The 24,069-nt window shown below is 72.4% G+C and carries 23 protein-coding genes; 9 read left to right on the top strand and 14 right to left on the bottom strand.

What is annotated here, in order from left to right:
• Positions 1-136 precede the first annotated feature (136 nt).
• From MQP27_RS12590 to MQP27_RS12600, 4 genes are all read left to right on the top strand, one after another.
• Positions 137-1,735: an FAD-dependent monooxygenase gene (locus MQP27_RS12590; RefSeq protein WP_242764993.1), complete on the top strand. Its 1,599-nt coding sequence runs from the start codon at positions 137-139 to the stop codon at positions 1,733-1,735.
• 57 nt (positions 1,736-1,792) lie between these two features.
• Positions 1,793-1,960 (top strand): putative leader peptide, encoded by a 168-nt coding sequence (locus MQP27_RS51620; protein ID WP_372511174.1) that lies wholly within the window; start codon positions 1,793-1,795, stop codon positions 1,958-1,960.
• Positions 1,961-2,036: 76 nt separating this feature from the next.
• Positions 2,037-2,585 carry a cupin domain-containing protein gene (locus MQP27_RS12595; RefSeq protein WP_242764995.1) on the top strand — a complete coding sequence of 183 codons (549 nt, stop codon included), beginning with the start codon at positions 2,037-2,039 and terminating at the stop codon, positions 2,583-2,585.
• Entirely contained in the window at positions 2,582-3,028 is a 447-nt protein-coding gene (locus MQP27_RS12600; RefSeq protein WP_242764997.1) for a rhodanese-like domain-containing protein, read from the top strand. Before MQP27_RS12595 ends, MQP27_RS12600 begins: the two co-directional genes overlap by 4 nt.
• Here the strand turns inward: MQP27_RS12600 and MQP27_RS12605 are convergent.
• From MQP27_RS12605 to recA, 3 genes are all read right to left on the bottom strand, one after another.
• Positions 3,022-3,957: a sugar ABC transporter substrate-binding protein gene (locus MQP27_RS12605; RefSeq protein WP_242764999.1), complete on the bottom strand. Its 936-nt coding sequence runs from the start codon at positions 3,955-3,957 to the stop codon at positions 3,022-3,024. The two genes, MQP27_RS12600 and MQP27_RS12605, sit on opposite strands and share 7 nt — an antisense overlap.
• A gap of 902 nt (positions 3,958-4,859) precedes the next feature.
• Positions 4,860-5,768: a recombination regulator RecX gene (gene recX, locus MQP27_RS12610; protein ID WP_242765001.1), complete on the bottom strand. Its 909-nt coding sequence runs from the start codon at positions 5,766-5,768 to the stop codon at positions 4,860-4,862.
• Between the two features lie 3 nt (positions 5,769-5,771).
• On the bottom strand, positions 5,772-6,899 hold the full coding sequence (gene recA, locus MQP27_RS12615; RefSeq protein ID WP_242765003.1) for a recombinase RecA: 1,128 nt from the start codon (positions 6,897-6,899) through the stop codon (positions 5,772-5,774).
• Positions 6,900-7,214: 315 nt separating this feature from the next.
• Between recA and MQP27_RS12620 the strand changes: the two genes are divergently transcribed.
• Entirely contained in the window at positions 7,215-8,027 is an 813-nt protein-coding gene (locus tag MQP27_RS12620; RefSeq protein WP_242765005.1) for a hypothetical protein, read from the top strand.
• A 141-nt stretch (positions 8,028-8,168) separates the two neighbouring features.
• On the opposite strand, the gene MQP27_RS12625 is transcribed toward MQP27_RS12620, so the two are convergent.
• Positions 8,169-9,530 carry an AI-2E family transporter gene (locus MQP27_RS12625; RefSeq protein WP_242765007.1) on the bottom strand — a complete coding sequence of 454 codons (1,362 nt, stop codon included), beginning with the start codon at positions 9,528-9,530 and terminating at the stop codon, positions 8,169-8,171.
• A 60-nt stretch (positions 9,531-9,590) separates the two neighbouring features.
• Entirely contained in the window at positions 9,591-9,785 is a 195-nt protein-coding gene (locus MQP27_RS12630) for a DUF3046 domain-containing protein (protein WP_242765009.1), read from the bottom strand.
• 80 nt (positions 9,786-9,865) lie between these two features.
• On the opposite strand from MQP27_RS12630, the gene MQP27_RS12635 reads away from it, so the two are divergent.
• Entirely contained in the window at positions 9,866-10,810 is a 945-nt protein-coding gene (locus MQP27_RS12635; protein WP_242765011.1) for a hypothetical protein, read from the top strand.
• Between the two features lie 21 nt (positions 10,811-10,831).
• Here MQP27_RS12635 and MQP27_RS12640 read toward each other — a convergent pair whose 3' ends face one another.
• Genes MQP27_RS12640 through MQP27_RS12650 form a run of 3 tightly spaced genes read right to left on the bottom strand, consistent with a single transcriptional unit; the run spans position 10,832 to position 12,761 of the window.
• Entirely contained in the window at positions 10,832-11,140 is a 309-nt protein-coding gene (locus MQP27_RS12640) for an AzlD domain-containing protein (RefSeq protein ID WP_242765013.1), read from the bottom strand.
• Positions 11,137-11,895, bottom strand: coding sequence for an AzlC family ABC transporter permease (locus MQP27_RS12645; RefSeq protein WP_242765016.1), 759 nt, complete (start codon positions 11,893-11,895; stop codon positions 11,137-11,139). Before MQP27_RS12645 ends, MQP27_RS12640 begins: the two co-directional genes overlap by 4 nt.
• A complete protein-coding gene (locus MQP27_RS12650; protein ID WP_242765018.1) occupies positions 11,865-12,761 on the bottom strand; it encodes an AraC family transcriptional regulator in 897 nt (298 codons plus the stop codon). Before MQP27_RS12650 ends, MQP27_RS12645 begins: the two co-directional genes overlap by 31 nt.
• Positions 12,762-12,869: 108 nt before the next feature.
• Between MQP27_RS12650 and MQP27_RS12655 the strand changes: the two genes are divergently transcribed.
• From MQP27_RS12655 to MQP27_RS12665, 3 genes are all read left to right on the top strand, one after another.
• On the top strand, positions 12,870-17,990 hold the full coding sequence (locus MQP27_RS12655; RefSeq protein ID WP_242765020.1) for an ATP-dependent helicase: 5,121 nt from the start codon (positions 12,870-12,872) through the stop codon (positions 17,988-17,990).
• Positions 17,991-18,088: 98 nt separating this feature from the next.
• Positions 18,089-18,925: an Fpg/Nei family DNA glycosylase gene (locus tag MQP27_RS12660; RefSeq protein ID WP_242765022.1), complete on the top strand. Its 837-nt coding sequence runs from the start codon at positions 18,089-18,091 to the stop codon at positions 18,923-18,925.
• Between the two features lie 32 nt (positions 18,926-18,957).
• A complete protein-coding gene (locus tag MQP27_RS12665; protein ID WP_242765024.1) occupies positions 18,958-19,722 on the top strand; it encodes an SDR family NAD(P)-dependent oxidoreductase in 765 nt (254 codons plus the stop codon).
• On the opposite strand, the gene MQP27_RS12670 is transcribed toward MQP27_RS12665, so the two are convergent.
• The 6 genes from MQP27_RS12670 to rimO form a co-directional block, all read right to left on the bottom strand.
• A complete protein-coding gene (locus tag MQP27_RS12670) occupies positions 19,670-19,948 on the bottom strand; it encodes a hypothetical protein (protein ID WP_242765026.1) in 279 nt (92 codons plus the stop codon). The two genes, MQP27_RS12665 and MQP27_RS12670, sit on opposite strands and share 53 nt — an antisense overlap.
• A gap of 169 nt (positions 19,949-20,117) precedes the next feature.
• Entirely contained in the window at positions 20,118-20,588 is a 471-nt protein-coding gene (locus MQP27_RS12675; RefSeq protein WP_242765028.1) for a Dps family protein, read from the bottom strand.
• A gap of 229 nt (positions 20,589-20,817) precedes the next feature.
• Positions 20,818-21,186 (bottom strand): helix-turn-helix domain-containing protein, encoded by a 369-nt coding sequence (locus tag MQP27_RS12680; protein ID WP_242765030.1) that lies wholly within the window; start codon positions 21,184-21,186, stop codon positions 20,818-20,820.
• 109 nt (positions 21,187-21,295) lie between these two features.
• A complete protein-coding gene (locus tag MQP27_RS12685) occupies positions 21,296-21,841 on the bottom strand; it encodes a CinA family protein (protein ID WP_242765032.1) in 546 nt (181 codons plus the stop codon).
• Positions 21,838-22,560, bottom strand: a complete 723-nt coding sequence (gene pgsA / locus MQP27_RS12690; protein ID WP_242765034.1) for a CDP-diacylglycerol--glycerol-3-phosphate 3-phosphatidyltransferase — start codon at positions 22,558-22,560, stop codon at positions 21,838-21,840. The genes MQP27_RS12685 and pgsA overlap by 4 nt, the downstream gene beginning before the upstream one ends.
• The gene (gene rimO, locus MQP27_RS12695; RefSeq protein WP_242765036.1) at positions 22,557-24,026 is read right to left on the bottom strand and encodes a 30S ribosomal protein S12 methylthiotransferase RimO; all 1,470 of its coding nucleotides are present in this window, start codon (positions 24,024-24,026) and stop codon (positions 22,557-22,559) included. Before rimO ends, pgsA begins: the two co-directional genes overlap by 4 nt.
• Positions 24,027-24,069: the final 43 nt, after the last annotated feature.

Raw genomic sequence — 24,069 nt, forward strand, 5'->3', positions numbered from 1 at the left:
ATGATCGCCACTGCCTCCGTCACTTGACGCAAGCACCGGCAATGGGTTGCATACGTTCTGTGATCGTGCACCCTGCTCCAACTTCCTGTTCACATGCGTCCGTCAGGACACCGTCGCGGGCAGGGGGCGCCGCGCCGTGGACCCGGTGATCATCGTCGGAGCGGGGCCCGTGGGGCTCACGCTCGCCCTGTCGCTGGCGCGTCAGGAGGTCCCCTCCGTCGTGCTCGACGAGGGTCCCGGCAAGGACGAACCGCGCCCGGCGCGCACGGTCGTGCTGCGCGAGGACACCGCCGATCTGATGGCCCGGCTGACGGGTCTGGACGTGGAGCAGGCCGGTACGCGCTGGGCCGGATGGCGGTCGTTGCGGCGCAAGCAGGTGATGCGCGAGGTCACCTTCGACGACGCCGCCGAGCCCGCTCCCCTGCACATCGCCCAGCACGTCCTGACCGGCGCCCTGCGCGAGGCGCTGGCCGGCGAGCGGCTCGCCAAGGTCGCCGTCGACAGCCGCGTCGACACCATCGAGCAGGAGCCCTCCGGCGTCACCGCCCACACCCGCGGCCCCAAGGGAACGTGGTGGCGCGGAAGTTACCTGGCCGGCTGCGACGGCCCGCGCTCCACGGTCCGCAAACTGCAGGACATCCGCTTCCCCGGCCGTACGGCGGTCGAGCGACACGCCGTGGCGGCGCTGCGCGCGGAACTTCCGTGGGACGGTCAGGCGTTGCTCCATCGGATGCCGCCGTGGCGGAAGTCCGGACCTTCGGCCGGGGAGGTCACCGGACGCCCGCTCCCGGACGGGGTGTGGCGCCTCGACTGGCTGCTGCCGCCGGGCAAGGACCTGGTCACACCCGAGCTGCTCCTTGCCCGCATCCGGGAGACCCTGTCCGGCTGGACCGGGGGCTCCACACCGTCGTACGAACTCCTCGACACCGGAGTCCACACGGTCCACCACCGACTCGCCCGCCGGTGGCGGTCCGGCCGGGTCTTCCTCGCCGGGGACGCGGCGCACCTGCTCGGCGTGCTCGGTACGCAGGGGCTGGACGAGGGGCTGCGGGACGCCGACAACCTCGCCTGGAAGCTGGCGCTGGCCTGGCACCACGGGCCGCACGAGGCGCTGCTCGACAGCTACCAGGCGGAGCGGCGCGGCGCGGTCTCCGCGCGGCTGCGCGCCGCCGACCAGGTGCTGCCGCTGCTGCGCGGCGGCGGAGGGCTGCGCGCGTACGTGCCCGGGGCGAGCCGGGGCCATGACGCGCTGCTCGCGGACGGTCACCTGGGGCGCGGGGCGCTCGGCGGGCCGACGGCGTACGCCGCCTCGCCGCTCGCGCCCCGGCACCTCGAGGGCGAGGTGCCGGTGGACACGGCGCCGGGCGCGCCGATCGCCGACGTGCGGGTGACCGCGGAGGACGGCTCCGTCGTACGACTGCGCGACCGCCTGGGCCGAGGCGCGCTGCTGGTCGTGCTGGTCGCCCCGGGCACGGGCGTGTGGGACCGCAAGCACTGGGTGACGGCGGGCGTCATGCCCCGCCTGGCGGCCGCGGTGGCGGCACTGCCGCACCCCGCGGAACTCCTGGTCGCCGAGAGCTACCCGGGTGCGGCGGCCCACACGGTCCTCCTGGCCCGCCCGGACGGCCACCTGGTGGCGGCGCTGGGCGGTGTACGACCGGCGGACCTGTACTCGGCGGCGGAGGCGGCGCTGGGCGGGCCGGCGAGGGCGGAGAGTGGGGCGGGGGCGCGGTAGCGGCGGGGCCGGAGCGCGCCGATGCCGAGCGGCGCGTGGACGTCGTCGTACCGCTGCATGCCGTACTCACCGTCACTGTGTGGTCCACATAGTGACGGTGAGTTGACCGGTCCCGGCCTCCATGGTGTACTCCGGATCGTGACCGACACCTGTGTGCGCCTGTGGCGGAGGGTCCATATGGACCTCGTCCGCTATGCGGGCTGCGTGTGTCGTCCGTCCTGCTGAATTCGCATCCCCCTTTCCAGCGCGCCGCCCTTCGCTGCCGCGCGCCCTCCGCGAACGCCCATCAGGACGGTGCCACGTGTCTGTCTCCCCCTCTGCCTCTGCTCCCGCCCCCGCGCCCACGACCGCTTCCGCGCCGCCGACGCAGGCGGAACTTCTCGACTTCGTACGACGTACCGCCGCCGACGCCGAACTCATCGCCTCGCTCCCGCTGGACCCGGAGGGCCGCACATGGGTTCGCCTGGAGGGCCCCGGCGGCAGCGAGGCCTGGCTGATCGGCTGGCCGCCCGGTACGGGCACCGGCTGGCACGACCACGCCGAGTCCGTCGGCGCCTTCGTCACGGCCGCCGGTGAGCTGAAGGAGTACTCGCTCGCCGCCCGGCTGCCCGCCGACGGCTGGAAGACCCTCGAACTCACGGACGGGGTGGACCGGGAGCGCCGGCTGCCGGCCGGCAAGGGCCGTGCCTTCGGCCGCCACCATGTCCACGAGGTCCTGAACGAGTCGACCGACGAACACGCGGTGTCGGTCCACGCGTACTACCCGCCGCTGCCGCAGATCCGCCGCTACAGCCGGGTGGGACAGGTGCTGCGGCTGGAGCAGGTGGAGCGGCCGGAGGACTGGCAGTGAGCGGGGCGGGACCAGAGCGCGGCCGGGTGGGTGACGTGGGTGAACGGCCCGTCGGTATCGACGAGTTGCTGGAGCGGGTGCGCGCGGGGTACGCGCGCGTCGAGCCGAAGGAGGCCTACGAAGCCGCCCTCGCCGGGGAGGCCTTGCTGGTGGACATCCGGTACGCGGCCCTGCGCGAACGGGACGGCCTGATCCCCGGCGCCCTCGTCGTCGAGCGCAACGAACTGGAGTGGCGGCTCGATCCGCGGGGCAGCCATCGCGCGGCCGAGGCCACGAGCCATGACCTGCGCATCGTGGTGATCTGCAACGAGGGTTACGCGTCGAGCCTCGCGGCTGCCTCGCTCCACCAGTTGGGACTGCACCGGGCCACCGACCTGGTCGGCGGTTTTCAGGCGTGGAAGGCAGCGGGGCTCCCGCTCCTGCCGGAGGCCCCGGCTCAGTAGCCGTCGGCCTGGCAGTACAGCGGGGCGGTGTCCGCGTTGGCCTTGGTGATCAGCTCGGCCGGTGTCTTCGCGATCTTCTCCGCCTTACGGCCGCGCAGCAGATCGATGGCGTTCGTCACCGCCAACTCACCGGTGTCCGCGGCCGAGTTGGAGACGGTGGCCGAGAAACGGCCGTCCTTGAGGGCGGCCAGGCCCTCGTCCGTGCCGTTGACGGTCACGATCTTCACGTCCTTGGCGCCGGCCGCGTCGAAGGCCTTGCGTACGGAGAAGGCCATCTCCTCGTTGGCGACGAACGCGTAGTCCAGGTCGGGGTGGGCCTCGATCATGTTCGCGGCGACGGTGCGTGCCTTGGCGGGGTCGAACATGCCGGGCTGGTTCGCCACGACCTGTGCGTTGCCGGGCAGCGCGGTGGTGAATCCGCCGACCAGCAGGTCGGAGGCGGCGCCGGGGGCACCGGCGACGACACCGACCTGTACGTGCCTGCCCGCCGCGTCCTTCTGGATCCAGCCGGCGTCCAGCCGCCCCACCTTCTTCAGGTCGACGACGACCGCCCCCAGGATGTGGGAGGTGTCGTCCGGTGCGACCGAGGTGAAGAAGATCGGGATGCCCGCGCTGCGAGCCTTGGCGACGTCCGCCTTCAGCGCCTGCGCGTTGACCGTCTGCACGATCAGCGCGTCGACCTTGCGGGCGATCATGTCCTCGATGTTGGACAGCTCGGTCGCGGCGTCCTGACGGGATTCGGCCGTACGGATCCGCGCGAAATTGCTGTGCCCCACATCTTCGACGGCCTTCTGCAGACAGGTGTGGAACTCGGTGGTGCCGCCGTTGACGAACCCGATGGTGATGGTGCCCTGGACCGTCGCCCCTTTGTCGTCGTCGGCGGCCATCAACCCGCAGCCGCTCAGCAGGAGGGCCATGGTGGTGGCCATTGCGGAGGCAGCGGCCAGGGGATGGGCCGGTCTCCCGATCCGCGGCCTTCGGGACGCCGTTCTTCGGGGCTGGGCGGAGTCGGACACGGCAGGGAGCCTTTCGGCGTGCGGAAGGGCGAGGGCGGGAGCGGAGAGGAGCGGGGAGGCATGGAGAGGCATGGGGAGGAGCGGCGGGGCATGAATGCGGTCGCAGCCGGCCGGTGCGTGGCTGCGCGGCGCGGGCCCGCAGTGGGCCGGGCGGCTCCGCGACGGCAGCAGACAGTACCCACGACCGGGGCGGGCTCACCCTTCCGGGAACGCAAAGTAAGGATGCGCATCCAGGAAGGCTCCACCGACGCGAAAGGCTTTAACGTCGGCACACCCGAGCGCCCCGGCGCCTCAGCCTCCTCGCCGGCAAAACCCCGCCGACCGGCAAAGCCCCGCCTACCCGCGAAGCCCCGCCAACCGCCAACGCCTCGCCGATCGGCAACGCCTCACCTGAGCCACTCCGGCTGACAACAGTCGGCCCTGGCCGTGCGCCAACTCACGCCGGCGCCGGCTCATACGCCGCCCTGAAGGCCGCCGACGCACCCGCCGGCTCAGAGCCAGCCGTTTCCGATAGCCCGCGAGCCCGCAGCGCAGCGCCTCCGGTAGCCCGCGAGCCCAGCCCGCAGCGCGTCGACTCCGAAAACCCGCGAGTTCGCAGCGCGCCGGCTCCGACGGCCCACCAGTTCCGGAAATCCTTCGCTCCCGGCGCTCATTGCCTCAGAGAACCGGCGTGCGCCCCTATGGACCCCCGGGATCCGGACCCGTCGCCCCGACGCCCCGCCGCCCTCCGGCGGATCATCCCCAGCCGCCCCCAGCCTCCCGCCTCAGCCCCCTCGTCCCGCCGGGGTCGCCCCGGCCTCCCCAAGGCCCCTGCCTCAGACCCCCTCGTCCCCAAGAAACTCCGTGTCCTCGCCCTCCTCCTCCAGCGCCTGCCGAACCACTCGCAGGGCCATGCCCTCGGGGTAGCCCTTGCGCGCCAGCATCCCCGCGAGGCGGCGCAGTCGCTTGTCCCGGTCGAGGCCCCGCGTGGCACGCAGCTTGCGGGCGACGAGTTCGCGTGCCGTCTGTTCCTCCTGCTCGGAGTCCAGCTGGGAGACGGCCGCGTCGATCAGCGTCGAGTCGACCCCCTTGGTCCGCAACTCCTGCGCGAGCGCCCGCCGGGCGAGCCCCCGGCCATGGTGCCGGGACTCCACCCAGGCGTCCGCGAAGGCGCTGTCGTTGATCAGCCCGACCTCCTCGAACCGGGACAGCACCTCCTCCGCGGCGTCGTCCGGGATCTCCCGCTTGCGCAGGGCGTCGGCCAGTTGCTTGCGCGTCCGCGGGGTCCCGGTGAGCAGGCGCAGACAGATCGCCCGCGCCCGCTCGACCGGGTCCCCCGGAGGCTCCTCCTGCTCGGCCCTCGACGAGGAGGAGAAGCCCCCGTCTTCGTCGGCGGCCTCTCCACGACGCCGCTGCCGCCCCCGCCGGGAGCCGCCCGCGCCATGGAAACCACCGTCACGCCCCGCGCCACCGCGCCGACGCGAACCTCGCCCCCGCGAACCGGAGTCGTCCCCCGCGTCGCCGTCAGGCCACTCCCCGCCAACGGCCGCCCCGTCCTCGGACCACCGACCGCGCGAGCCCCCCGCGCCGTACGCCCCGGAGCGGTCGTATCCCCCGTCCGCGCCGTGCCCCGCGGCCCCGTGCGCATCGCCGTCCGACCCGGCAGATCCCCCGTCGCCCACCCCGTCCCGCTCCCGCGGAACGTCCGGGTAGGCGTACTCGGCCCAGTCGGTTCGTCGTGTCACGGATCAGCTCTTGGCAGCCGGAGCCTTGGCCTTCGCCGCCTTGGCAGCCGCCGGAGCCGGCACCTTCGCGGCGTCGTCCGCGGGAGCGGTGACGGCCGCGGCGTCGGCACCGGGCTCCGCGGTCGGCTCCTCGGGCCGCACGCCCACGCCCAGCTTCTCCTTGATCTTCTTCTCGATCTCGTTGGCCAGGTCGGGGTTGTCCTTCAGGAAGTTGCGCGCGTTCTCCTTGCCCTGACCCAGCTGGTCGCCCTCGTACGTGTACCAGGCGCCGGCCTTGCGGACGAAGCCGTGCTCCACGCCCATGTCGATCAGGCCGCCCTCGCGGCTGATGCCCTGGCCGTAGAGGATGTCGAACTCGGCCTGCTTGAAGGGCGGCGCGACCTTGTTCTTGACGACCTTCACGCGGGTGCGGTTGCCGACCGCCTCCGTGCCGTCCTTCAGGGTCTCGATGCGGCGGATGTCGATACGCACCGAGGCGTAGAACTTCAGCGCCCGGCCACCGGTCGTGGTCTCCGGGGAGCCGAACATCACGCCGATCTTCTCGCGCAGCTGGTTGATGAAGATCGCCGTGGTCTTGGACTGGTTGAGCGCACTGGTGATCTTCCGCAGCGCCTGGCTCATCAGACGGGCCTGCAGACCGACGTGGCTGTCACCCATCTCGCCCTCGATCTCCGCGCGCGGGACGAGCGCGGCGACGGAGTCGATGACGATGAGGTCGAGGGCGCCGGAGCGGACCAGCATGTCCACGATCTCCAGGGCCTGCTCGCCGTTGTCCGGCTGGGAGAGGATCAGGTTGTCGATGTCGACGCCGAGCTTGCGCGCGTACTCGGGGTCGAGGGCGTGCTCCGCGTCCACGAAGGCGACCTGGCCGCCGGCCTTCTGCGCGTTCGCCACCGCGTGCAGGGTCAGGGTCGTCTTACCGGACGACTCAGGGCCGTAGATCTCGACGACGCGGCCGCGCGGCAGGCCGCCGACGCCGAGCGCCACGTCGAGCGCGGTCGACCCGGTCGGGATGACCTCGATGGGCTCCTTCGACCGCTCGCCCATGCGCATGACCGCGCCCTTGCCGAATTGCCGTTCAATCTGTGCGAGTGCGGCATCGAGGGCCTTCTCGCGGTCGGTTCCTGCCATGGGTTCCACCCGATTTGCTTGAGTCGATCGCTTCACGTCAAAGACGCTAACGCCTGCCACTGACAATGCGCCCCGACGCCCGTCCGGCCTGTGGATAACTCGGGTACTTCTCCGTCAAAAACCTGCCGAATCACCCATGGAGAGCCTCGCCGGAGCCTCCATAAGAATGGATGTTCGATTTTCGTGTCAAGCGCACCACGCGGCACTCCCGAGACTATGTCGGCGCTCCGACAGCCGGGCTGCTTCCGGTGGCGTACGGCGGGTGTCTTCGTCCGGACGACGACTTGAGCGGCCGCTCTCGCGAGCCTGTTGGGCATGCAGATCGAGAAGAGCGGCCGGGCGAGCAGCCGGGACAACAGCGGGGCACCGGTCCCGGTGACCTGGTGGGCCGAGGCCCGCCCGGTGGAGCGCCTCTGTCACGCGACCGGCCTCCTCCTGATCCTGTCCGGCCTCGCGCACCTGGTGGTGTTCGCCGTCGACGGCGGCCCCTGGGACGGCCCCGTGTCGTGGCGCAAACCCGTGACGTTCGGGCTGTCCTTCGGGGCGACGCTGATCGCCATCACCTGGGTGACGTCGTATCTGCGCGTCGGCCCGCGCCTGCGCACCGTGCTGCTCGCCGTATTCGCCGCCGACTGTGTGGTGGAGGTCGGCGGCATCACCCTTCAGGCGTGGCGCCGGGTGCCCTCGCACCTCGACATGGAGACGCCCTTCGACACCGGGGTGTCGATGACGCTGGCGGTGGGCGGCGGTGTCCTGGTGGTGCTGCTCACCGTGTTCGCACTGGCCTCGTTCCGGAATCCGCCCGCGGGCCCGGCCGGCATGTCACTCGCGGTGCGCTCCGGGTTCGCGATCCTGCTCGTCGCGCTCGCCTCCGGCGCCGCGATGATCGCGCGCGGTGTCGTGCTCGCCCGCACCGGTCACCAGGAGGCGGCGTACCACTCGACGGCCCCGCTCAAGCCGCTGCACGGCGTCAGCCTGCACGCGGTCCTGGTGCTGCCCGCACTGGCCTGGCTGCTGTCCCGCACGCCCTGGAGCGAGGCCGTCCGGCGGCGGATCGTGGCGGCGGCGACCACCTGCTATGTGGTGGCCGTCATCGGCGCCGGGGTGTGGGCGGTGCTCACGTATTGAACCGGCCGCCCGTGTCGCGCCGGTCCGTGTCCTGTCGGCCTGCCCGCCCCCGCCGCGGTACCGGTACCGGCCCTTCCCGCGCCGTACCGACCCTCCCCGCGCCGTACCGACTCGCCCCGCCGCCGTATCGAATCGCACGCCTCAGGAGGAGGAGCCTTCTCCGCCCGAGGGGCCTTCCTTGTCCGAGGGGCCTTCCCCGTCAGAGGAGGAGCCTCCCCCACCCGAGCGGCTCTCCCCGGGCTCCCCCGCATCGACCGGTGCCGTATCGCCCGGTGCCGCCCCGGGCCGTCGTTCCCACAGCCGTCTCGCGCGCGTGACGAGGCCGGGCCCCGTCCCCCGCCCCCGGTGTCCGTGCACACGGGGGTCGTCGGTGACCGCGTACCGCTTCACGTACGCCCCCAGGAACGCCTGGAGCGTGGCGACCGCCGGGATGGCGATCAGTGCGCCGACGGCGCCCAGGAGCGCGGTGCCGGCGATGACCGAGCCGAAGGCGACAGCGGGGTGGATGTCGACGGTCTTCGCGGTCAGCTTGGGTTGCAGCATGTAGTTCTCGAACTGCTGGTAGACCACGACGAAGATCAGCACCCACAGCGCGTACCAGGGATCGACGGTGAACGCGATCAGCATCGGCAGCGCGCCCGCGAGATACGTGCCGATCGTCGGGATGAACTGCGAGACCAGCCCCACCCAGACGCCGAGCACGGGCGCGTAGGGCACGCCCAGGATCTGCAGCAGGATGTAGTGCGCTATGCCGGAGATGAGCGCCATCAGACCGCGGGAGTAGAGGTAACCGCCGGTCTTGTTGACGGCGATCTCCCATGCGCGCAGCACCTCGGCCTGTCGCGCGGGCGGCAGCACGGAGCAGAGCGCACGGCGCAGCCGCGGGCCGTCGGCGGCGAAGTAGAACGAGAACAGCGCGATGGTCAGCAGCTGGAAGAGGCCACCGAGGACCTGGGCGGACACGTCCAGGACGCCCGTGGCGCTGTGCTGCACGTAGTTGCGCAGCCAGTCGGACTTGAGCAGGCCCTCCTGGACGTCCACCCGCTTCAGATCCGTGTTGAAGTGCGTGTTGATCCAGTTGATGACGGAGTCGAGGTAGTCCGGGAAATCCTCCACGATCTTGACGATCTGGCCCGCGAGCATGGAGCCGAGCAGGGTGACGAAGCCCGCCGCCACGATCATCACGGCGAGGAAGACGAGACCGGTGGCCAGGCCCCGGCGCATGCCGCGCGCGGCCATCCAGCTCACCGCGGGCTCGACGGCGAGGGCCAGGAAGAACGCGATGAGGATGTTGATCAGCAGGCCGGTCAGCTGGTGGAAGGCCCAGGTGCCCAGCTGGAAGGCGGCGTAGAGCGCGAGCACCAGCACCACGGCACGCGGCAGCCAGCGCGGCATGCCGCCGCCCGACGCGGCGGCGCCGTCGGCCGGGGGCCGGTCGGGCGGCGTCGTGCCGAACGGAGATGCCTGCCGGGTCGTCTCCCCGGTCTCGTCAGTGGGTGCCACGGATCAAGTCTCGCGTACGGGTCTGACATTCAGCTGTCGTCCTGCGATCTTCCCGGCGGATCAGCGCTTCTCCCCCGGAACGTTCATGACCGTGCACACCACGCGCCACACGTCCTTGGCCTCCCAGCCCGCGTCCAGCGCCTCGTGCACCGTGTGCCCGCCGAGCTCCGTCATCACGTGATCGCGCGCGAAGGTGTCGGCGTATCCCGGACCGAAGTGATCCGCCATCCGCTCCCAGAAGACCGTCAACCGCATGACTCCAGTATCCCGCCCCTGAGGGTGGGCCTGAGCCAGGACCGCTTGCCGAGACCGCTTTCCGCCCTACGGTCTGTCGCATGTCCGAAACAGGAGCTTCCCCACTCCCCGCCACGCCCCCGGCGCGCTCCCCGCTCTTCCGCGCCGAGCACTTCGTCTGGCTCACCGCGCGCGTGCTGGAACAGCGCCTCTTCGCGCATCACTTCCTGAACGGGAGCGCGGACCCGGTGGAGACCGCGCTGGACGCCTACCGCAACGAGGACGGTGGGTACGGCCACGCCCTTGAGCCCGATCTGCGCGGCCCGGTGAGCCAGCCCCTGCACACCGGGCACGCACTGCGCGTCCTGGACGCCATCGGGCGCTGCGGGGGACAGCGCGTGGAACGCGTGTGCCGCTACCTGACCTCGGCCTCCACGGCGGACGGCGCGCTGCCGGCGATCAGTCCCAGCCAGCGCGGTTACCCGGCGGCCCCGTTCATCCCCGTCGTGGACGACCCGCCGAGCGAACTGTTGGCCACCGGTCCGGTGGTGGGCCTGCTGCACCGCAACGAGGTGTGGCACGCCTGGCTGTTCCGGGCCACGGACTTCTGCTGGCAGGCGATCGAGTCCCTGGAGAAGTCCCACCCCTACGAGATCGAGGCCGCCGTGGCCTTCCTGGATTCCGCGCCCGACCGCCCGCGCGCGGAGGCGGCCGCGGACCGTCTGGGCCGTCTGGTGCGCGGACACCGGCTGGCCGCGCTGGACCCGGACGACCTCGCGAGCTACCCGGTCGCAGCCGGCTACGCCCCGGGCGAGCACCATTTCCCGCACGACTATGCGAAGACCCCGAGTTCGCTGGCACGCGCGTGGTTCACGGACGACGAGATGACGCGCTCGCTGGACCACCTGGCAGCCTCGCAGCGCGAGGACGGCGGCTGGCCGATCCGGTGGCGCCAGTGGGCACCGGGCACGGCCCTGGAAGCGCGCCCCAAGGTGACGATCGAGGCGCTGCGCACCCTGAGGGCGCACGGCCGCCCCATCGGCTGAGCCGTACGCCCGGCCCACCGGTCACCCGCCCATGGCCCGTACTCCCGCGGTCACCACCACGGCCGCCGCCACGACGAGCAGAAAGGGCGCGCGCAACACCAGTACGACAGCGGCCGCGGCCACCCCCGCCAGCCGTGCATCGACCACCAGGGCGCGCCCGTCGGCAAAGGTCTGCTGTGCCGTGAGCGCCGCGAGAAGGGCCACCGGCAGCAGGGCGGCCAGCCGCCGGACGAGGGGCTTCTCAAGAGCTCCTGCGGGCACGAGCAGCCCGGCGAGCTTGACGGCGTAGCAGCCGAGAGCGGTCGCACCGATCGCGATCCAGGTGTTCAACGGTCTTCCTCTTGTGCGTCGTTACGTAGTGCGTCGTTACGAGGCGCCTGCCTGCGGCGGCCCTCCAGGAAAAGGACGGCGGGCGCGGCGAGCGCGGCCACCAGCACGGGCACACCGGCAGGCAGTACGGGCAGCAGGCCCAGCCCCAGGACCACGGCGAGACCGGCGACGGCCCGCTCGACGGGGGTCTTCAGCATCGGCGCGAGCAGCGCCAGAAAGACAGCCGGCCCTGCGGCGTCCAGCCCCCACGCGTCCGTGTCCCCGATGGCCTTGGCACCCAGGGCACCGAGCAGCGTGGTGAGGTTCCACAGCACGTACAGACTCAGCCCGGTGACCCCGAATCCGATCCGCGCACTGCGCCGTGAGGGCTGCGCCAACGTCACCGCGGTCGTCTCGTCGATGACCCACTGGGCCGCGAACGGCCGCAGCACGCGCGGGAGGGCCAGTACCTGCGAAAGCCGCAGCCCGTAGAAGGCGTTGCGCACCCCCAGGAAGAACGCCCCGGCAGCCGCCGTGAGCGGATTCCCCCCGGCCGCGAGCGCCCCCACCAGCGCGAACTGGGACGCCCCGGTGAACACCAGCAGACTGAGCGCGCAGCTCTGCAACAGCGAGAGCCCGCTGCCGGCCGAGGTCACCCCGAAGGCGAATCCGGAGAGTCCCACGGCGACACCGACTCCGAGGGCGTCCCGTACGACGGCGGAGTCCGCCTTCTCTCCGTCGGCACCTATGTCTGCGACTGCTGTCTGTTCTGCCACGGATCGGACGGTAGGAGCAGGCCCCGCCGCTCGTCTTGTACGTTCTTGCGCTCCCGCTGATAAGCCCCCGGCGGGACGCCCACGATCCGGGCGAAATGCCGGTTGAGGTGTGGCTGATCGGTGAACCCGACCGCCACGGCCGCCTCGGCGGGCGACGTACCGCCGTCCAGCAACCGCAGCGCCCGTCGCACCCGGGCGTCCGTCAGCCAGGCGTGCGGGGGCATGCCGTAGGCGTCCCGGAAGGCCCGCAGCAACGAGAACGCGCTGACCCCGAGATCGGCCGCGAGCCGTTCCAGGGTCGGCGGCTCGACCATCCGCTCCTCCAGCACGGCACGCGCGCGTGCGGCGACCTTGGCACCGGCCGTCCGCACCTCCCGGCGCGCCGGCGACCCGCCGTTCAGTCGCAGCAGCCGGGTCACGGCGACGCGCAGCAGTGTGTCGGCGGCCAGCGCGTTGCCCTCGTCGGCGGCGCGCAGCACCTGATGCACCAGCTCCACGCTGTACGGGTCGTCGAGCACCGGGCTGACGAACCCGGGCGTTCCTCGAATGGTCGTGGTCTCGGCGGCGATCTCCGCCACCAGCTCGGGCGACGGATAGACAGCGCCGTACCGCCACCCCTCGGGCACGCCGGCCCGCCCGGTGTGCGGGGTGTCGGGATTGACCAGGGCCAGCGTCCCGGCTCCCGCGTACTGATCGGCCCCGCGATGGTGAAAGACCTCCACCCCCTGGGCGATCGCGGCGATCACGAAGTGCTCGTGCGTATGCCGCACGAACGCCTTGCGCACATACCGGGCCCGCAGCAGATCGACGCCGGGCAGCTCGGCGTACCGCCAGTGCCGTGCCACTTCCCTACCGGAACCCGCCATAACCCCATTCTCCGCCACACCCCGCCCGCTCCGCGCCCACCCGCAGCCGCCGTCGCAGCGAACCCGCAGGTCAGGGCCATTGTCAGTGGCGAGGTGCAGGATGGACACATGGTCAGTTCCGCACACCGGGCCCTAGCCGGCTTCTCCCCCGCCACCCGCGGCTGGTTCACGGGCGCGTTCGACGCCCCCACCGCCGCCCAGGCCGGCGCGTGGAATGCCATCAACCAGGGCTCGGACGTGCTGGTCGTGGCCCCCACCGGCTCCGGCAAGACCCTCGCCGCGTTCCTCGCCGCCCTGGACCAACTGGCCTCCACCCCACCCCCCGCCGACCCGAGGAAACGCTGCCGAGTCCTCTACGTCTCCCCGCTCAAGGCCCTGGCGGTGGACGTGGAGCGCAACCTCCGCAGCCCCCTCACCGGCATCCGCCAGGAGTCCGTCCGCCTGGGCCTGCCCGAACCCGAGGTCAAGGTGGGCATCCGCTCCGGCGACACCCCCGCGGCAGAGCGCCGAGCCCTCTCCACCCGGCCCCCGGACATCCTGATCACCACCCCCGAGTCCCTGTTCCTGATGCTGACGTCGGCGACCCGCGACGCCCTCACCGGCATCGAGACCGTGATCCTGGACGAGGTGCACGCGGTGGCCGGCACCAAGCGCGGCGCCCACCTCGCCCTCTCCCTGGAGCGCCTGGACGAGCTCCTGCCCAAGCCGGCCCGCCGCATCGGCCTCTCCGCGACCGTCCGCCCGGTGGACGAGGTCGCCCGATATCTGTCCCCGCGCCGCAAGGTGGAGATCGTCCAGCCGAAGTCGGGCAAGGAGTTCGACCTCTCGGTGGTCGTCCCGGTCGAGGACCTGGGCGAACTGGTCGGCTCCCCGGTGGCCGACGGCTCGGAGGGCACGGAGCGCCCCTCCATCTGGCCGCACGTCGAGGAGCGCATCACCGACCTCGTCCAGTCCCACCGCTCCACGATCGTGTTCGCCAACTCCCGCCGCCTCGCGGAGCGCCTCTGCAACCGCCTCAACGAGATCGCCTACGAGCGGGCGACCGGCGAACCCCTGGACGAGAACCACGCCCCGGCGGAACTCATGGGCGGTTCCGGGGCCGCCCAGGGCGCACCCCCGGTCATCGCCCGCGCCCACCACGGCTCGGTCTCCAAGGAGCAGCGGGCCCTGGTCGAGGAAGACCTCAAAGCGGGCCGCCTCCCGGCCGTGGTCGCCACATCCAGCCTCGAACTGGGCATCGACATGGGCGCCGTCGACCTCGTCGTCCAGGTCGAGTCACCCCCCTCCGTGGCCTCCGGCCTCCAGCGCGTGGGCCGCGCAGGCCACCAGGTCGGCGCGGTCTCCACCGGAGTCGTCTTCCCCAAGTACCGCGGCGACCTGGTCCAGGCAGCGGTCGTCACCGAGCGCATGCGCACCGGCTCCATCGAGTCCCTGAAGGTCCCGGCGAACCCCCTGGACGTCCTGGCCCAGCAGCTCGTCGCCATGACGGCCCTGGACACCTGGCAGGTCGACGACCTCCTGACCACGGTCCGCCGCGCGGCTCCCTTCGCGTCACTGCCCGAGTCCGCCTTCACGGCGGTTCTGGACATGCTCGCGGGCCGCTACCCCTCGGACGCCTTCGCCGAGCTGCGCCCCCGGGTCGTCTGGGACCGCGTGGCCGGCACCGTCACCGGCCGCCCCGGCGCCCAGCGCCTCGCCGTCACCTCCGGCGGCACCATCCCCGACCGCGGCCTCTTCGGGGTCTTCCTGGCCGGCTCCGACCCGAAGAAGGGCGGCGGCCGGGTCGGCGAACTGGACGAGGAGATGGTCTACGAGTCCCGGGTGGGCGACGTCTTCACCCTCGGCACCAGCTCCTGGCGCATCGAGGACATCACGCGCGACCGCGTCCTGGTCTCCCCCGCGCCGGGCGTGCCCGGCCGGCTCCCCTTCTGGAAGGGCGACCAGCTGGGCCGCCCCCTCGAACTGGGCCGCGCGGTGGGCCAGTTCCTGCGCGAGGTCGGCTCCCTGCCCAAGGAGGACGCCCGTCTGCGCCTCCTGGCGGCGGGTCTGGACGCCTGGGCGGCGGACAACGTCCTCTCCTACCTGGACGAGCAGCGCGAGGCCTGCGGCCACATCCCCGACGACCGCACCATCGTCGTGGAGCGCTTCCGCGACGAACTCGGCGACTGGCGGGTGGTCGTCCACTCCCCCTTCGGCGCCCAGGTGCACGCCCCGTGGGCCCTGGCCCTCGGCGCCAAGCTCTCCGAGCGCTACGGCATGGACGCCCAGGTCATGCACGCCGACGACGGCATCGTCCTGCGCCTGCCCGACGCCGACCTGATGGGCCTCGACCTCCTCGACCAGGAACCGGCGAAGATCGGCACGGAGTACGACGCCGAGCAGGCACCCGTCGGCGCCGCGGACGTCGTCTTCGACAAGGGCGAGGTCGACCAGGTCGTCACCGACCAGGTCGGCGGCTCGGCCCTGTTCGCGTCCCGCTTCCGCGAGTGCGCCGCACGCGCGCTGCTGCTGCCGCGCCGCAACCCCGGCAAGCGCACCCCGCTGTGGCAGCAGCGCCAGCGCGCCGCCCAACTGCTTCAGGTGGCCAGCGAGTTCGGCTCCTTCCCGATCGTCCTGGAGGCGGTCCGCGAGTGCCTCCAGGACGTCTTCGACGTCCCCGGCCTGGTCGAGCTGATGGGCGACCTGGACTCCCGCAAGGTGCGCCTGGTCGAGGTCACCACCCCCGAGCCCTCCCCCTTCGCGCGTTCCCTCCTCTTCGGTTACGTCGCCCAGTTCCTGTACGAGGGCGACTCGCCGCTCGCCGAACGCCGCGCCGCCGCCCTCTCCCTCGACTCACGGCTGCTGGCCGAGTTGCTCGGGCAGGCGGAGCTGCGGGAGCTGCTCGACGCCGAGGTGCTGACCGAGCTGGAGCGGGAGCTCCAATGGCTCACCGAGGACCGGCGCGTGAAGGACGCCGAGGGCGTCGCCGACGTACTCCGGCTGCTCGGCCCGCTCACGGACGCTGAGTTGGCCGAGCGGGGCGCCGAGCCGCAGTGGGCCCAGGAGCTGGCCCGCGCCCGCAGGGTGATCCGGGTCCGTGTCGCCGGCGCCGAGCACTGGGCGGCGATCGAGGACGCGGGCCGCCTGCGCGACGCGCTCGGCACCGCGCTCCCGGTGGGCGTCCCGGAGGCCTTCACGGAGCCGGTCAAGGACCCCCTCGGCGACCTCCTCGCACGCTACGCCCGCACCCACGGCCCCTTCACATCGGCCACGGCGGCGGCCCGCTTCGGCCTGGGCGTCGCGGTCACGGAGGGCGCGCTGCAGCGCCTCGCCGGCAACGGCCGTGTCGTACAAGGGGAGTTCCATCCGGCGGGCATCGGCCAGGAGTGGTGCGACGCGGCGGTGCTACGACGCCTGCGCCGCCGTTCCCTGGCCGCGCTGCGGCACGAGCTGGAGCCGGTGGCACCGGCCGCGCTCGCCCAGTTCCTGCCGCAGTGGCAGCACATCGGCAAGGGACACGGGCTGCGCGGCATCGACGGACTGGTGCGTGCGATCGAGCAGTTGCAGGGCGCGTCCGTGCCCGCGTCGGCCCTGGAGAAGCTGGTGCTGCCGTCCCGCGTCGCGAACTACACGCCCGCGATGCTCGACGAGCTCACCGCCGCCGGAGAGGTCGTCTGGGCCGGGGCCGGTTCGCTTCCCGGCAAGGACGGCTGGGTCTCCGTGTACCTGGCGGACGCGGCCCCCCTGCTGCTGCCCCCGCCGCACCCCCTGGAGCTGACGGCGCTCCACCAGTCGGTCCTGGACGTGCTCTCCGGCGGCTACGGCCTGTTCTTCCGCCAGATCGCCGACCAGGTCCGCGCGACCACGCACCCGGACGTCACCGATCCCCAACTGGCCGACGCCGTCTGGGACCTGGCCTGGTCCGGCCGTCTCACGAACGACACGCTGGCACCCATGCGCTCCCTGCTGGGCTCGGGCCGCACCGCGGGCTCCACGGCCCATCGCGCCAAGCGCGCGGTCCCGAGGGGCCGTTACGGCTCGCTCACGGCCGCCGCCCGGCCGGCCTCCCGCAGCGGCCCGCCGACCGTCGCAGGCCGCTGGTCGCTCCTCCCCGCGCACGAGGCCGACCCCACCGTGCGCGCGCACGCCCTCGCCCGCACCCTTCTCGACCGGCACGGCGTGGTCACCCGGGGCGCCGTCGCCGCGGAGGGCGTGGAGGGCGGCTTCTCGGCGACGTACCGCATCCTGTCCGTCTTCGAGGAGAGCGGTCAGGCCCGGCGCGGCTATGTGGTGGAGGGGCTCGGCGCGGCCCAGTTCGCGATGGACGGCGCGGTGGACCGGCTGCGCGCGGTGTCCAACGCCCGCGAGCGCGGCGAGTCACTGCCACAACCCCCGACCGACGGCACCCCGCCCACCCCCTTCGGCTCGCCCCACGCCTTCACCGCCCCCGGCGACGGCACACCCGGCACCGACACCCCCCACGGCCACACCCCCCACGGCTCCGACCTCCTCGGCACCTTCGACTGGACCGACCCCTTCGGCCCCGACGGCGCCACCACCGATGGCACCACCCCCGACGACCACCGCACCCAAGGCGACCGCACCCACCCGGCCGAGCCCGACTTCGACATCACCGGCTTCGACGACGACTTCGCCTTCCCGCCCGCCCCGGCCTCACGGGACGAGTACGTCTCCCCGCGCGACTTCACCTCGCCCGGCGCAGGCGGCCCCCGAGGCGCCTCCGGCTCCGCGTCCGGTCCCTACGGCTCGCCCAACTCCCCGTACGGCTCCAGCTCCCCCTACGGCGGTTACTCCGCCCACGGCTCCGCCTTCCCCAACCGCCGCCGCCCGGCCCCCGACTCCCGAGCCGTGGTCCTGGCCGCCGCGGACCCGGCGAACGCGTACGGCGCGGCCCTCCCCTGGCCGGAGCCCCCGACCGGTGCGGGCCACAAGCCGGGCAGAAAGGCCGGCTCGCTGGTCGTCCTGGTCGACGGCGAGCTGACGCTCTACATGGAGCGAGGCGGCAAGACCCTGCTGGCCTGGCCCGCCGACCCGGACGCCGAACCCACCGCCGACCCGCGCCTGCCGGCAGCCGCCGACGCCCTCGCAGCGGCCGCCCGAGCGGGTTCCCTCGGCACGGTCACGGTGGAACGCGTCAACGGCACCGCGGCCCTGACCTCCCCCATCGGCACCCTCCTGGAAGGAGCGGGCTTCATCGCGACCCCTCGCGGCCTGCGACTACGGGCATGAACGGCCCCGATCTCCCCCGGCCGACAACACCTCCCACGGCACCGAGCACCTCCCGACCGCCGGCGGCCCGCGCCGCCCACCCGTGCCACCCTTGACCCATGCCCGAAGGAGACACGGTCTGGCAGACCGCGCGGCGGCTGCACGAGGCCCTCGCGGGCAAGGTGCTGACCCGCAGCGACTTCCGGGTCCCCAAGTACGCCACGGCCGACCTGACCGGCCGCACCGTCCTGGACGTCACCCCGCGCGGCAAGCACCTCCTGACCCGCGTCGAAGGCGGCCTGACCCTCCACTCGCACCTGAAGATGGACGGCTCCTGGAAGATCTTCGAGAACGGCCGGCGCTGGACCGGCGGTCCCGCCCACCAGATCCGTGTGATCCTCGGCAACGCGGACCGCACGGCGGTCGGCTACCGCCTGCCCGTCCTCGACCTCATCCGCACGGCCGACGAAGCACGCGCCGTCGGCCACCTGGGCCCCGACCTCCTGGGCCCGGACTGGAACCCGGAGCTGGCCCTCGCCAACCTCCTGGCCGACCCTGCCCGCCCCCTCGGCGAGGCCCTGCTCGACCAGCGCAACCTCGCCGGCATCGGCAACATCTACAAGAGCGAGCTCTGCTTCCTCCTCGGCGCCACCCCCTGGCTCCCCGTCGGCGCCCTGCCCGCCGACCGCGCCGCCAAGCTGCCGGCACTCGCCAAGAAGCTCCTGGAGGCCAACCGCGAGCGCCCGGTCCGCAGCACGACGGGCCGCCGCGGCCAGGACCTCTTCGTGTACGGCCGCGCACCCCGCCCCTGCCTCCGCTGCCACACCTCGGTCCGTGTGGCCGACCAGGGCGACGGCTCCCGCGAGCGCCCCACGTACTGGTGCCCCAACTGCCAGACAGGCCCGGCCCCGAGCGCGGCCCGCCCCCGGGCGGCTCAACGCCGTACGACTAATTGACGACCCGTCAGAAACCCTCGTACCGTCCCCTCATGACGGTCCAGGCGTACGACCTCACCGGACGCACCGCATTCGTCACCGGCGCGGCGGGCGGCATCGGCCGCGCCTCCGCCGTGCTCCTCGCCCAGGCCGGTGCCACGGTCCACTGCGCCGACCGCGACGCCCAGGGCCTGCACGAGACGGCGACCCTGATCAAGGACGCCGGCGGCACGGCCCGTACCCACCATCTCGACGTCACCGACCGCGAGCAGCTCCGGCAGGCCGTCGCCTCCTGCGCGCGCCTGGACGTGATGGCCGCGATCGCCGGGATCATGCACAGCAGCCCCGTCCTGGAGACCCGCGACGAGGACCTCGACCGGGTCCTGGACGTCAACTTCAAGGGCGTGCTGTACGCCTGCCAGGAGGCGGCCCGCGCGATGCTCGCCGGGAGCGTCCGCGGCAGCATCGTCACCATGGCCTCCGGCGCCATCGACACCGGCCGCCCCGGCCTGCTGTGCTACGGCGTGGCCAAGGCGGCCGTCGTCCAGCTGACGAAGACCCTGGCGAGCGAGGTCGGCCGGCACGGGATCCGCGTGAACGCGGTGGCGCCCGGCTGGACCCGCACGCCGATGACGAACCACCACGAGGCCGAGGAGCAGGCGCGGACCGAGGCGCTCATGGCGCGGATGTCACCGCTGGGCCGGGTCGGCGAGCCGGAGGACGTCGCCCACGCGGTGCTCTATCTGGCGAGCGACGCCTCGGCGTTCACGACGGGCCAGATCCTGCGTCCGAACGGCGGAGTGGCGATGCCGTGGTGACCCGGGCGGCCCGCCAGGCCGCCCGCCACCGCCCCGCGCCGACGGCTCCCGCGGCCCGCGCCTTGGGCACGCAGTGCACCGGCAGCAGGCTCAGCCCCCACCCTCCGGCGGCGACGGCCCCCTCCAGCACCCCGGCGCCGGGCACGAAGGCGAGCCGCAGCACGGCCCACCACCACAGCGCCCCGAGCCCCAGGACCACCCCCCGGCGGACTATCGGCCGTGCCATTCACCCACCACCTCCAGCCCGACGCCCGGGCCTGTCCGGCGGATCATGCCGTGGAAGCGGGGCGTGGCACGCCCGTCCGCCGGACAGACCGTAGGCCGCCTCGATCGCCCGCGGGCAGGGCGCACCGACGGCACACGGGCGCACCCCGCGACTCGGCACCGGGTGCGGGTCAGCCGTTCTCCGCCTGGAACATCCAGTGGTGCTTCTCCAGGTCCGCCGTGATCCCGATGAAGATGTCCTGGCTGACGGGATCCGCGTCCGCGGTCGCCGCGACCCGGTCCCGCATCCGTCCGATCACCGCGCCCAGCGCGTCGACCAGCGTTCTCACCGCGTCCGCGTCCTTGATCCAGCCGTCGGGCACCGCCCCGATGCCGCTGCCGGAGGCCACCGTCGAGGCGCGGCCGTCGGGCGGCACGCCCAGCGCCGACGCCCGCTCGGCCACCGTGTCGGAGTGGGTGCGCGCGCTGTCCACGACCTCGTCGAGCTGAAGATGCACGGAGCGGAAGCGCGGCCCGACCACGTTCCAGTGGACCTGTTTCGCGACGAGGGAGAGGTCGACCAGGTCGACGAGCGCGCCCTGCAGCGCCTCGGCCACGGTCTTCAGGTCCGCGTCGGACAGCGGGCTCTTCACGACGTACATCCGTATGCTCCGATCCCTGTGCACGGCCCCGAGTCGGCCTCTCCACGATGCACGAAAGGTCTCGCCGCCGCCTCCCCAGGAGGCTCCAGGGCTCCAGGACGCACGAAGGCCCCGGCCGGCACCCCTCCGGTCTCCCGGAGAGGCCCCCGGCCGGGGCCTCGCGCACTTCTCAGCGCATCGTCGATCTTCTCAGCGCATCGTCGGTTTCATGCGCACGCCGGCGTGAACGTCACGCGGCGACCACGTCCACCGCCTCGGCGGGCGCCTTGATGGTCACCCGTTCCGGTGGCACACCGGTCACCGAAACGGAACCCAGCATCGGACGAACCGGGGCCGGTGTGGTGGCCGCAGCAGACTGGGCCAGCTCGGCGAGGGCGAGCTCGTCGCTCACTTCTCGCATGAGCTCGGACATCCGTACGTCCAGCGCGTCGCAGATCGCGGAGAGCAGTTCGGAGGAAGCCTCCTTCTGCCCCCGCTCCACCTCGGATAGATAGCCGAGTGAAACTCGGGCGGACGAGGAGACTTCGCGCAGAGTACGGCCCTGGCGCTGGCGCTGCCGACGCAGCACGTCACCCAGCAGGCGACGGAGCAGAATCATCGGTGGCTCCCTCCTCGGACCGCGTAGCCGCATCCTTCACGCCCCACCGTACCGCCTCGCGCCGCGGCCGTGCGGGGAGCGATGTCGTGTTCACTCAGGGCTGCAAACATCAAAACCCCCCGTTCTGTTCCGTATCCTGTGCCCGCTCATTCCCGGTGTGTTCGCTCGCAAGCTCCGTCAGGAGCAGTGCGAGTACGCTCCGTACACTCTCCATACGAATTTCCGCGCGGTCGCCGTTCAACCGCAGGGCAGTGACTTTTCCGCCACCGGCGGAACCGGAATCCGCTCCGGCCGGCCCGTCGACGGCCACGAAAACCGTCCCCACGGGCTTTCCGTCCTGCGGTTCGGGACCCGCCACACCGGTCGTCGCGATGCCCCAGTCGGCGCCGAGCGCCTTGCGCACTCCGGCCGCCATCTGGGCCGCGACCTGCGGATCCACGGCTCCGTGCTCGGCCAGCAGGGTGGCGTCGACACCCAGCAGCTCGTGCTTCAGCTCGGTGGCATAGGCCGTCACCGAACCACGGAAGGCCTTGGAGGCCCCGGGGACCGCTGTGATTTCCGCCGCAACCAGCCCGCCGGTCAGCGACTCGGCGACCGCGAGGGTCCCGCCCTTCACTGTCAGTAGTCGCACCACGTCGGCGGCAGGGGAACTCACGCTTCCGTCTCCTCCAACGCGGCCTTGCGCTCGGCGATTCCCTGCCTGCGCAGCACAATGGCCTGTCTCACATAGTCAAGCCCGGTCACGACGGTCAGGACGACCGCCGCTGCCATCACCCAGAACCTCAGGGTGGCCAGCCATCCCGTCAGTGCCAGGACGTACATCCCGACGGCCACGCCCTGGGTGAGGGTCTTGAGCTTGCCGCCGCGGCTCGCCGGGATGACGCCGTACCGGATGACAAGAAAACGCAGGAGCGTGATCCCCAGTTCCCGGCCGAGGATGACGATCGTCACCCACCACGGCAGGTCGCCGAGGGCGGAGAGACAGATCAGCGCCGCGCCCATGATCGCCTTGTCGGCGATGGGGTCGGCGATCTTCCCGAAGTCGGTGACGAGGTTGTAGGTGCGCGCCAGATGGCCGTCGAACAGGTCGGTGATCATGGCGATGGCGAAGGCCGCCCAGGCGAGCGAACGCCAGGCCGGGTCGTATCCGCCGTCGGCCAGCATCAGCGCGACGAAGCCGGGCACGAGGACGAGCCGGAGCATGGTCAGCAGATTGGCGACGTTCCACACGCTGGCCTGGTTGACGGCCGCGGCGGCCAGCTTCCCGCCCCGTGGGGACCGCGCCCCGCCCTGACCGTCGGAGGTGGCCGGGCCGACCGGCGAGGATTCCGCCTTGGAGGAGCCGTTCGCCGCCGATGCCGGCACTCCGGTCATCTGCCCGCCTCCTCACTACACGCGAGCGAGCCCTGCAGCGGCTCGGCCACCAGGTCGACACCTTCCGTACCGACCACCTTGGCCTCGACGATACGGCCGACGCTCAGGCCTTCGCCGCTCGTGAGCAGCACCTGGCCGTCGGTCTCGGGCGCCTGGTGCGCCCCGCGGCCGTACACGCCCTCCTCGTCGACGGTCTCGACCAGCACGTGCACGGTCTCGCCCAGGCGCTCCTCGGCGCGCTGCGAGACGAGTTCCTCGGCGAGCCGGGAGACGCGGGCCAGCCGCTCGGCGACCACGTCCTCGTCCAGCTTGTTGTCGTACGTCGCGGCCTCGGTGCCGTCCTCGTCGGAGTAGCCGAAGACGCCGATGGCGTCCAGCCGCGCGCCGTTCAGAAACCGCTCCAGCTCGGCCAGGTCGGCCTCGCTCTCACCGGGGAAGCCCACGATGAAGTTGGAGCGCACGCCCGCCTGGGGGGCCTTGCTCCGGATGGTGTCGAGCAGTTCCAGGAAGCGGTCGGTGTCGCCGAAGCGGCGCATCGCGCGCAGCACGTCCGGGGCGGAGTGCTGGAAGGAGAGGTCGAAGTACGGGGCGATCTTCGGCGTCGAGGTCAGTACGTCGACGAGGCCGGGGCGCATCTCGGCCGGCTGGAGATAGCTGACGCGCACCCGCTCGATGCCGTCGACCTCGGCGAGCTCGGGCAGCAGCGACTCCAGCAGGCGGATGTCGCCGAGGTCCTTGCCGTAGGAGGTGTTGTTCTCGGAGACCAGCATGATCTCCTTGACGCCCTGCTCGGCCAGCCAGCGCGTCTCGTTCAGTACGTCGCTGGGGCGGCGGGAGATGAAGGAGCCGCGGAAGGACGGGATGGCGCAGAAGGAGCAGCGCCGGTCGCAGCCGGAGGCGAGCTTGACCGAGGCGACGGGCGCGCCGTCGAGGCGGCGGCGCAGGGGCGCTCGGGGGCCCGAGGCGGGCGCGAGGCCGTCCGGGAGGTCCACCGGCGCGTGCCCGGGCAGGGCGACCTCGGCGGCGGACTCCTGGCGCTCGGCGGGGCTGATCGGCAGCAGCTTGCGCCGGTCGCGCGGGGTGTGGGCGGCGTGGATGCCGCCGTTCAGGATGGTCTGCAGGCGGTCCGAGATGTTCGCGTAGTCGTCGAAGCCGAGCACGCCGTCGGCCTCGGGGAGGGCCTCTGCGAGCTCCTTGCCGTACCGCTCGGCCATGCAGCCCACCGCCACGACGGCCTGGGTTCTGCCGTGCCCCTTGAGGTCGTTGGCCTCCAGGAGGGCGTCGACGGAGTCCTTCTTGGCGGCGTCGACGAAGCCGCAGGTGTTGACGACGGCGACGTCCGCGTCCTCGGCGTCCTCGACGAGCTGCCAGCCGTCCGCCTCCAAACGGCCTGCGAGCTCCTCCGAGTCCACCTCGTTACGGGCGCAGCCAAGGGTGACAAGTGCGACGGTACGGCGTTCAGGCATGGGCTCAAGACTACTTTGTCTCACTGACACCCCACGTCGACGG

It is taken from the genome of Streptomyces cylindrosporus (genome assembly GCF_022698165.1).
GTDB classification, from domain to species: domain Bacteria; phylum Actinomycetota; class Actinomycetes; order Streptomycetales; family Streptomycetaceae; genus Streptomyces; species Streptomyces cylindrosporus.

What these genes read in the sequence shown, in the direction of transcription:
- MQP27_RS12675 (WP_242765028.1), bottom strand. Translation starts at nt 20,588, where the DNA reads ATGTACGTCGTGAAGAGCCCGCTGTCCGACGCGGACCTGAAGACCGTG.
- MQP27_RS12630 (WP_242765009.1), bottom strand. Translation starts at nt 9,785, where the DNA reads ATGCGGTTGACGGTCTTCTGGGAGCGGATGGCGGATCACTTCGGTCCG.
- rimO (WP_242765036.1), bottom strand. Translation starts at nt 24,026, where the DNA reads ATGCCTGAACGCCGTACCGTCGCACTTGTCACCCTTGGCTGCGCCCGT.
- MQP27_RS12660 (WP_242765022.1), top strand. Translation starts at nt 18,089, where the DNA reads ATGCCCGAAGGAGACACGGTCTGGCAGACCGCGCGGCGGCTGCACGAG.
- MQP27_RS12605 (WP_242764999.1), bottom strand. Translation starts at nt 3,957, where the DNA reads ATGGCCACCACCATGGCCCTCCTGCTGAGCGGCTGCGGGTTGATGGCC.
- pgsA (WP_242765034.1), bottom strand. Translation starts at nt 22,560, where the DNA reads ATGACCGGAGTGCCGGCATCGGCGGCGAACGGCTCCTCCAAGGCGGAA.
- recA (WP_242765003.1), bottom strand. Translation starts at nt 6,899, where the DNA reads ATGGCAGGAACCGACCGCGAGAAGGCCCTCGATGCCGCACTCGCACAG.
- MQP27_RS12620 (WP_242765005.1), top strand. Translation starts at nt 7,215, where the DNA reads ATGCAGATCGAGAAGAGCGGCCGGGCGAGCAGCCGGGACAACAGCGGG.
- MQP27_RS12655 (WP_242765020.1), top strand. Translation starts at nt 12,870, where the DNA reads ATGGTCAGTTCCGCACACCGGGCCCTAGCCGGCTTCTCCCCCGCCACC.
- MQP27_RS12670 (WP_242765026.1), bottom strand. Translation starts at nt 19,948, where the DNA reads ATGGCACGGCCGATAGTCCGCCGGGGGGTGGTCCTGGGGCTCGGGGCG.
- MQP27_RS12650 (WP_242765018.1), bottom strand. Translation starts at nt 12,761, where the DNA reads ATGGCGGGTTCCGGTAGGGAAGTGGCACGGCACTGGCGGTACGCCGAG.
- MQP27_RS12635 (WP_242765011.1), top strand. Translation starts at nt 9,866, where the DNA reads ATGTCCGAAACAGGAGCTTCCCCACTCCCCGCCACGCCCCCGGCGCGC.
- MQP27_RS12680 (WP_242765030.1), bottom strand. Translation starts at nt 21,186, where the DNA reads ATGATTCTGCTCCGTCGCCTGCTGGGTGACGTGCTGCGTCGGCAGCGC.
- MQP27_RS51620 (WP_372511174.1), top strand. Translation starts at nt 1,793, where the DNA reads ATGCCGTACTCACCGTCACTGTGTGGTCCACATAGTGACGGTGAGTTG.
- MQP27_RS12665 (WP_242765024.1), top strand. Translation starts at nt 18,958, where the DNA reads ATGACGGTCCAGGCGTACGACCTCACCGGACGCACCGCATTCGTCACC.